The organism is Avibacterium endocarditidis (assembly GCF_002921145.1).
GTDB classification, from domain to species: Bacteria; Pseudomonadota; Gammaproteobacteria; order Enterobacterales; family Pasteurellaceae; genus Avibacterium; species Avibacterium endocarditidis.
In genome coordinates this window covers 1-7,150 of record NZ_PQVI01000152.1, presented here as the reverse complement: position 1 = coordinate 7,150, position 7,150 = coordinate 1, and the positions used below count along the sequence as shown (strand labels likewise).

The 7,150-nt window shown below is 38.7% G+C and carries 13 protein-coding genes and 1 pseudogene; 6 read left to right on the top strand and 8 right to left on the bottom strand.

What is annotated here, in order from left to right:
- Nucleotides 1-67: 67 nt before the first annotated feature.
- Nucleotides 68-358, bottom strand: coding sequence for an endoribonuclease MazF (gene mazF / locus C3Z13_RS11155; RefSeq protein ID WP_245872659.1), 291 nt, complete (start codon nucleotides 356-358; stop codon nucleotides 68-70).
- On the bottom strand, nucleotides 358-594 hold the full coding sequence (locus C3Z13_RS11150; RefSeq protein ID WP_103855954.1) for an AbrB/MazE/SpoVT family DNA-binding domain-containing protein: 237 nt from the start codon (nucleotides 592-594) through the stop codon (nucleotides 358-360). The genes mazF and C3Z13_RS11150 overlap by 1 nt, the downstream gene beginning before the upstream one ends.
- 176 nt (nucleotides 595-770) lie before the next feature.
- Between C3Z13_RS11150 and C3Z13_RS11145 the strand changes: the two genes are divergently transcribed.
- The 6 genes and pseudogenes from C3Z13_RS11145 to C3Z13_RS11125 all read left to right on the top strand — a co-directional run bounded on the left by C3Z13_RS11145 (nucleotide 771) and on the right by C3Z13_RS11125 (nucleotide 3,562).
- Complete coding sequence (locus C3Z13_RS11145) at nucleotides 771-1,172, top strand: phage tail sheath protein (RefSeq protein ID WP_245872658.1); 402 nt, start codon at nucleotides 771-773, stop codon at nucleotides 1,170-1,172.
- Nucleotides 1,173-1,250 carry a phage major tail tube protein gene (locus C3Z13_RS12910; RefSeq protein ID WP_370445388.1) on the top strand — a complete coding sequence of 26 codons (78 nt, stop codon included), beginning with the start codon at nucleotides 1,173-1,175 and terminating at the stop codon, nucleotides 1,248-1,250.
- A gap of 55 nt (nucleotides 1,251-1,305) precedes the next feature.
- Nucleotides 1,306-1,551, top strand: a complete 246-nt coding sequence (locus tag C3Z13_RS11140) for a phage tail assembly protein (protein WP_103855953.1) — start codon at nucleotides 1,306-1,308, stop codon at nucleotides 1,549-1,551.
- 65 nt (nucleotides 1,552-1,616) lie between these two features.
- Nucleotides 1,617-1,802, top strand: coding sequence for a GpE family phage tail protein (locus C3Z13_RS12755; protein WP_281258795.1), 186 nt, complete (start codon nucleotides 1,617-1,619; stop codon nucleotides 1,800-1,802).
- A 148-nt stretch (nucleotides 1,803-1,950) separates the two neighbouring features.
- Complete coding sequence (locus C3Z13_RS11130; RefSeq protein WP_103855952.1) at nucleotides 1,951-2,391, top strand: phage tail protein; 441 nt, start codon at nucleotides 1,951-1,953, stop codon at nucleotides 2,389-2,391.
- Nucleotides 2,391-3,562, top strand: a pseudogene (locus C3Z13_RS11125) (phage late control D family protein). Before C3Z13_RS11130 ends, C3Z13_RS11125 begins: the two are co-directional and overlap by 1 nt.
- A 23-nt stretch (nucleotides 3,563-3,585) precedes the next feature.
- Here the strand turns inward: C3Z13_RS11125 and C3Z13_RS11120 are convergent.
- The 6 genes from C3Z13_RS11120 to C3Z13_RS11760 all read right to left on the bottom strand — a co-directional run bounded on the left by C3Z13_RS11120 (nucleotide 3,586) and on the right by C3Z13_RS11760 (nucleotide 6,735).
- The gene (locus C3Z13_RS11120; protein WP_103855951.1) at nucleotides 3,586-3,858 is read right to left on the bottom strand and encodes a hypothetical protein; all 273 of its coding nucleotides are present in this window, start codon (nucleotides 3,856-3,858) and stop codon (nucleotides 3,586-3,588) included.
- 275 nt (nucleotides 3,859-4,133) lie between these two features.
- Nucleotides 4,134-4,997 (bottom strand): hypothetical protein, encoded by an 864-nt coding sequence (locus C3Z13_RS11115; protein WP_103855950.1) that lies wholly within the window; start codon nucleotides 4,995-4,997, stop codon nucleotides 4,134-4,136.
- A 9-nt stretch (nucleotides 4,998-5,006) separates the two neighbouring features.
- Nucleotides 5,007-5,645, bottom strand: a complete 639-nt coding sequence (locus C3Z13_RS11110) for a hypothetical protein (RefSeq protein WP_146256899.1) — start codon at nucleotides 5,643-5,645, stop codon at nucleotides 5,007-5,009.
- Nucleotides 5,646-5,787: 142 nt separating this feature from the next.
- Nucleotides 5,788-6,000 carry an excalibur calcium-binding domain-containing protein gene (locus C3Z13_RS11105; protein ID WP_103855948.1) on the bottom strand — a complete coding sequence of 71 codons (213 nt, stop codon included), beginning with the start codon at nucleotides 5,998-6,000 and terminating at the stop codon, nucleotides 5,788-5,790.
- 13 nt (nucleotides 6,001-6,013) lie between these two features.
- Nucleotides 6,014-6,295 carry a hypothetical protein gene (locus C3Z13_RS11100; RefSeq protein WP_103855947.1) on the bottom strand — a complete coding sequence of 94 codons (282 nt, stop codon included), beginning with the start codon at nucleotides 6,293-6,295 and terminating at the stop codon, nucleotides 6,014-6,016.
- A gap of 302 nt (nucleotides 6,296-6,597) precedes the next feature.
- Entirely contained in the window at nucleotides 6,598-6,735 is a 138-nt protein-coding gene (locus C3Z13_RS11760) for a hypothetical protein (RefSeq protein WP_181022060.1), read from the bottom strand.
- Between the last annotated feature and the right edge of the window lie 415 nt (nucleotides 6,736-7,150).

Below are 7,150 nucleotides of genomic sequence, written 5' to 3'. Positions count from 1 at the left end.
AAAAAGCGGAATATTCCGCTTTTTATTTAAAGATTTAACAGTAGTGCGATTTTCTGCCGAATTTCCGCTAATTCATCAAGGGCAATTTTCCTTTAAACTCCGCTTTTCGCACACGCCAATCAAGGCTTTTAATTTGATCCGATAACACCACATTTTTTGGCGTACCATCAATGGCGACTTCAAAAGGGTAACCTTTAATTTTTGTTGTGAGCGGACAGCAAATTAACAAACTGGTGAGATGATTATAGGCTTTAGGGCTAAGCACCACCGCTGGGCGATGACCGGCTTGCTCGTGCCCTGCTTGTGGGGTGAAATTCAACCAAATAATATCGCCCACATCGGGAATATATTCCTTCATCACCATTCCCCTCCTTCAGACTCACCAAAATCCACTTCTTGATGCAGATTGTCAGGGTGAATATTGGCGAGCAATTGGTTTAGAGAGGGTTGCTGTGGCAGTGGGGCAATAATAATTTTGCCATTTTCAACTTGCATATCAACCAAGTGATCCACGTTCAATTGCAATTCCGAAAGCACCGGTGCAGGAATGCGAATGCCCACACTATTGCCCCATTTTTTTATTGTTAGTTGCATTAGTTCCTCCTCATAAATGTTTATACATTGTATAACTTCAATTACCAGAACGCAATCTTATGATGTCATCTTGTTTTTCTGTCATATTTCCATTCACATTCGCAATCAATAGCGGGTCATTTTTTCTCGTTGCAAAATAGCCCTAAATTTAATCAACCTAACCAAAAGGGCTATTTATGGACTATTTACACCGCGTGCGGGTCATCGAAATTAACGAAGGCACGCGCACAATCAAAACACCGTCCACGGCTGTGATTGGGATTGTTTGCACCGCAAATGATGCTGACGCCGAGGCTTATCCACTTAACACCCCTGTTTTGCTCACCAACACAATGGCTGGCATTGCCAAAGCAGGCTCGCAAGGCACGCTGGCGAAAACCTTAAAAGCCATTAGCAACCAAGTCAACACGCTCACAGTTGTGGTGCGTGTGGAACAAGGCGATGACGAAAGCGATGAGGGCGCAGCAACTACGGCAAATGTGATTGGTACGGTAACAGGCAGCAGACAATATACCGGCTTGAAAGCCTTGCTTGTGGCGCAAGCGAAATTGGACGTTAATGGAAAAGACTTAATCTAAATTGATTTAATCAATGATCTTTATGTAGTAAACGGCAAAGACCGCCTAGCGGAACACCGCAAAGCCATTGGTTTATAACGGACACACCGCAGCCCCGCAAGGGGCATTTTTTGAAAGCGAAAAGGAATAGAAAATGAAAAAAACAAACCAAAATAGCAAACACGTTACCTTAACCCAAGCCCTCGTACGTGGCGAGAAAGAAATCCGCGAAATCAGCGTGTTGAAGCCCAACATTGCGGCATTAAAAGGGCTGAAAATGTTTGATGTAATGCAAATGGACGTTGATGCGTATTGTCAGTTGCTGCCACGTGTTACTTCGCCTGCTTTAACCAAAGCAGACGTGCTGAACCTTGACCCGATTGATTTCACCGCTCTTTGATCGGAAATTGTCGGTTTTTTCGTGAAAACCGAACCAGCCGAAGCAGTAATGGAAGCCTAGCCCCTTTGCTTATCCCTGCCACGGTGGAAGATACCATTGCCGACATTGCCACCGTGTTTCATTGGTCGCCGAATGTATTTGACGAAATGGAGTTGGACGAATTAATGCAATGGCGGGGAAAGCCCGTGAACGGGCAGAATATCAAGAATAAAGTGCGGTGCAAAATTTACGAAAATTTCACCGCACTTTAATTAAACCGATGTAGGGCGTTTGATTAACCCAACGTAGGGGCAGACCTATGTGTCTGCCCGCGAAAGCTACCGCCATTGCTGACTATTGCAAATACGGGCGTAAACGGGCGAACACACAGGTTCGCCCCTACAAATAGAGGATCACATAATGCTACAAAACTTCGCAATGATGGCGTATGGCTTTTTTGTGTTTATGCGCTCAACCATACCCTACCAAGAAACACAGCGCACTGCACAGTGGCGACACCCCACTAATTCGGTGATTGGACGAATGCCTAAAGCCCAGTTTGTGGGAAAGGAAAGCGAAAGCATCACCATTCAAGGAGTGCTAATGCCGAGTATCACAGGGGGGGAAATGAGCATTGCTACCTTGGAAGCCCTTGCCGAACAAGGCGAGCCTTATCCCTTAATCGACGGCGCTAATTTTATGGTGCTGGGTTGGTATGTCATCGAAGAAATCAGCGAAACGCAATCGGTATTTTTTGCTGATGGCAAAGCACGCCGCATTGATTTCTCAATGAAGTTAAAACGTACTGATGATAGTCTTTTAGCTGATCTTGGTGATGCCGTGAAAGGATTGATTGCCTAATGCACTATGACGAATATTATCAACAAATGCGCGAAACCAATCACAAAATCCCACAATTTAGCATCAGTGTGAGTAGTAAAAATGGCGAGCAGGACATCACTCAACAAGTCAACCAACGCTTAATGCAACTCACTTTAATTGATAACCGTGGCTTTGAGGCGGATGAATTGGATTTGCAGCTTAGCGATCACGATGGCGCATTAATGTTGCCAAATCGTGGCGCAAAAATTGATATCGCGATTGGCTGGAAAGGGCAGCAGCTTATTCCCAAGGGTAGCTACATTGTGGACGAAATCCAATATAGCGGCACGCCTGACAGCCTGACTATTCGGGCAAAAAGTGCGGATATGCGTGGCACATTGCATAGCAAAAAGAGCGGTCATTTCACCAAACGACTTTTGGCAAACTCATTGAACAGATTGCCCAAGAAAACGGCTTAGAACCCTTATGCCATAAAGCATTTAAAGATAAAGCTATTTCCCATCTTGATCAAACCAACGAAAGCACCATCAACCTGCTTTCACGCCTTGCAGAAGAAAATGATGCCATTGCCACGGTGAAAAACGGCAAGCTGTTATTTATGCCTGCGGGTAAAGGCAAAACCGCCACAGATAAGCCCTTACAGCCTATTCACATCACCCGACAATCGGGCGATAGCTTCAATTTTTCGCTGGTTGAAAGCGAGAATTACACCGCCGTGCGTGCCTATTGGCATAATTTAGACACAGGCAAAAAAGGTGAAGTGGTATTTGATAAAAACAGCAAAATCGAACGTAAAACCCGCTTAACCAAAGGCAGAACACGTAAAGATGGCACAGTAACAGGGCAACGACAAAGCAAACGTAAATATAATCAACTGGTGCAAAGCGAACCCGTGGAAACCGATGCAAACCAAATGAAAACCCTACGCCACACCTACAAAACCGAAGCGGCGGCATTAAATGCGGCAAAAGCCGCCTTTGATAAAATTCAACGTGGTGTGGCAACATTTAGCCTAAACCTTGCCCTAGGCAATCCTGAACTAATGCCAGAACTACCCGTTACCGTGCAAGGGTTTAAAGCGATGATTGATAGCTCGGAATGGATTATTACTAAGGTAACGCATAGTATTGGGGGGAGTGGGTTTACAAGTGCGGTGGAGCTGGAGCTGAAAGTTGATGAGGAAAAATAAAGCGGTCGATTGACCGCTTTGGATTATGGATTCTTAACCAGTAACATTTTCATAATTTGATCCATTCGCTTGCTAGCTTGATGGTGTTGGAAATGAAAAAAAAAAATGGCAATTAATGTCAGTATCGTTACTATCCATAGAGCAAATGAGTAATATTTTAGACAGGGTAAGTCAAAAAGTTTCGGAATGCTGACGATAGCAAACCAAATAAAGGCCGCACCAGCACGCCAATCTTCATAAAAGTCAGAAGTGCTTTTCTCTAAACGGTAAAGATTAAGTAAGTCATTGGTTGTCATAAGTACCACGCCTATTAAAATTAAATGTGTGGTTATATTACAAACTTTTATGTAGCTATAAATAGATTCGTTTTGTCAGACTTATTTTTACATACCTAGTGATATACCTTTTAAATAAACTTGCCGTGCAAGGGTTTAGATCAATGATTGACAGTTCGGAATGGATTATTACTAAGGTACGCATAGTATTGGGGATAGTGGGTTTACAAGTGCGGTAGATTTGCAAGTAGAAAATACGAAAAATAGTAATACAAACCGCCTATAAGGCGGTTAGATTATCTATTATATGGACGACTTGAATTAGTTATGCGGGTTTCTCCTGTGATAGGATCCTTATAAATATTAGAACTTAAAAATTGTAATAAATCTTTAAAGGCTCTTTTCTCAGCTGGGATAAGCAATTTATCCGTTGACTCATTAGTTGGTATTGGATAATTTACACTTCTCGCCGCTTCAATTAACTCTGATACAGTATATTTTTCTAACACTTGACTATTATTTATAATAGTTATTTTTTTTCTAACTGTTGAATCATCAACTCTCTCTATGTTAAAAGTAGGTTCTATATCAAAACTATTACTTCTCTGCAAAAAAGTATTAACTTCATCATCTGTTGCAGCTCTAAAATACTGATCCATATCAAAAATATGTCTAAGTAATTGCATTGATTTGAATCTAATTTCATTATTTGAAGATATAACTGCTATAATTTCATTGGACAATGAAATACCATTTGTTGTCGCAGCAACAAATTCATGAGATTGTGCTGTAAATCGAGAAATAAATGTTCTAGACAAATCAATGATGTTTCTCTTATCGAAGTATTGAACTAAAATATTGCCATCAGAATCTAAAGCAAAGATAGCTCTAATATCATTTAATGCAACGTTTCCATTGTTACCTAATTCATCAATAGCATCTATATCTGTTCTAAGTAAATTAAAATTGACTGAACTATTAAAATCCCTAATGAGAAAACATTCATTTGTACTTGGTTTATAGTCCGCACTAAACTCAATCTCTTCTTCAAAATTAAATCGAATTTTCGCATTATTAAAAACATCTTCTGCCAAATTTTGAGCTGATTGATCTAATTTAAATCGCATTACACGATTATCAACGATAGCAAATATTTTCATTAATTATCCTTAACTTGTAAATAAGTGTGCTCTGTTAGCTTTACCATTTTTATATGGTAGTTCGGGGCTAGAAATAATTCCTTTTGCAATTAGTATAAACCCTATTGTTTTTCCGGTTTCTGTTTCTTTTTCTGCTTCATAAAATTTATATCCTAAAAATGTAAAAATAGGATTTAAACTATATGCACCTGAAAAACTTACCCATATAAACATACTAATATAAAAAAATATGGAAATATAAATATTATTAAATAACTCACCTCCACCTAATAAAGGAAATAAATACCCTAAGAAATAATTTGTAATTTCACCATTAGCAGGTGTTAATGAACTAATTTTTATTTCATTTGGAGAATGCCATCGTTCTTCTTTTTTTGCTTGTCTCAGTACTAAGGGGAACAAACTAATACTAACAATAAGCAAGAATACTGACACAACAAACAATAGTTCTTCTTTTGTAAATTGGAAATCTTTAAAATGCTGAATAATATTCCATCCATTTTTGTTCCCTCCAATAAAAGCTAACAAGCCCACTGTTGCACACACAGGGGCAACCCCGCTAATAGTCAAGATAAAACGTGATTTTTTATTAAGCATGAAACCTCCAAAAACTGATCTTTTATACAGTTTAACTGTTTGCTTACTCAAAATACAGCATCTTATCTAAATAAAAGAGTATGTCTTTAATACTCCCATAATATCCACAAAAACTACCACCAGTATACAGATAAACTCACTAATTACTACTCCTACAAGATAAAAGCCATTTCTTAATTGCAATTCAATAATATCACCTACCTTTCCCACAAACATTCTCACAAGGCACGCCGTCATTGTCGCGGTCTAATCGCCCTGCACCACATTGGTTTAAATAAAACCTTGCTTGTTCGCAAGATTTCATTTTCTTACAGTAGGGGATTGGGTCATCACAGCTATATTTGCCTGCAGATAAGGCAGGAAAGCTAAAGCAAAGCGCTGTGAGAATCAAGGTGAGTTTTTTCATCTTTATCTACCTTTTATTCTTTTTTACCAATCCAGCCCATCAAAATCATTGACATACTAGCTAAATCACTCACTTTTGTTGGGATTAGTTCTTTACTTGCTTTTTTACCTTCGCAAGCAGCAGTATCTAAAGCGGTTACCATTTCTTCTGCCATTACTTTTAAACCTGATAAACCATATTCTTTAAGTGCTTTTATTAGTTCAGGTTTTAGGAGTTCCTCCTTGAAACTTAAAGAAATAAAATCTCCCGCCGTTACCAATTTATTTTTAGTATCAGCTTTACACCATTCTTTCATAGTGGCTTGGTGTAACGTACCTTTTCTTCATACCATTCTTTGGCTTGTAAAATAGTTGATAAACAAGCAATCCCGAGAAGAAATACTAAAAATCAATTTTTTTGACAAAATCCATCATTAATTTGATTAATCAATCATTAAACTAATGAACTTTTAGCTTAGTTTATAACTAAATGAGTAGAACTGTCTATATGGAAAAAAGTGATCAAATTCAAAGAAGTAACAAAAGTTACGCAAATCTAATGTACACGTGAAACTTACTGATGAAGAGTTGAACACATTAGGCAATGAAATGGCATATATCAGCATCGATAGCCATTCATCTCGTCAAGCAATAAAATCTCTTGTTCAGTCAGTTCTGCCAGTTTGATTCTTCCAACGTCCATTGTAGCCAAGCGAGTAAGGCGCAAGGTTTCTTCCCTTTTGCTTTTTTTATGCACAGTAATTTCTTTAATGTATTTGTCGATGAGAGCGGCAAACGTGATGTCAGGGATGTTGGAGTATGTCCCTGCGTTAATCTCACTTTCTATATTTTATTCGCCCAGGCTTGCGCCTCGGCCTTTGTGCGAAAAGTCCCTGATTTGTAGATCCCTTTTTTTCTAATTTTTACACGCCAACCTGTTGTAGATTTCGTTACCGTAGCCATAAATTTCACCCTAGATTTCTGTGCAATTCACTGTGCAATTTTGTGCAAAAATTTCTGGTTCGTGATCTTTTCCGATCAATTTTTATTTGTAAATACCTGATGATTATACATAAAAACCCTGTAAATGAACACAGTAAATAAAAATAGAAAAGTAAGTAAGCTATTGAAAAATATAAAAATTATTAGGGTTTAAAATGATTTAAGAAAAA

Bases quoted from the DNA above. Each gene is read 5' to 3' on its own strand.
- mazF (WP_245872659.1), bottom strand. From the start codon at position 358: ATGAAGGAATATATTCCCGATGTGGGCGATATTATTTGGTTGAATTTC.
- C3Z13_RS11150 (WP_103855954.1), bottom strand. From the start codon at position 594: ATGCAACTAACAATAAAAAAATGGGGCAATAGTGTGGGCATTCGCATT.
- C3Z13_RS11145 (WP_245872658.1), top strand. From the start codon at position 771: ATGGACTATTTACACCGCGTGCGGGTCATCGAAATTAACGAAGGCACG.
- C3Z13_RS11140 (WP_103855953.1), top strand. From the start codon at position 1,306: ATGAAAAAAACAAACCAAAATAGCAAACACGTTACCTTAACCCAAGCC.
- C3Z13_RS11130 (WP_103855952.1), top strand. From the start codon at position 1,951: ATGCTACAAAACTTCGCAATGATGGCGTATGGCTTTTTTGTGTTTATG.
- C3Z13_RS11120 (WP_103855951.1), bottom strand. From the start codon at position 3,858: ATGACAACCAATGACTTACTTAATCTTTACCGTTTAGAGAAAAGCACT.
- C3Z13_RS11115 (WP_103855950.1), bottom strand. From the start codon at position 4,997: ATGAAAATATTTGCTATCGTTGATAATCGTGTAATGCGATTTAAATTA.
- C3Z13_RS11105 (WP_103855948.1), bottom strand. From the start codon at position 6,000: ATGAAAAAACTCACCTTGATTCTCACAGCGCTTTGCTTTAGCTTTCCT.
- C3Z13_RS11100 (WP_103855947.1), bottom strand. From the start codon at position 6,295: ATGAAAGAATGGTGTAAAGCTGATACTAAAAATAAATTGGTAACGGCG.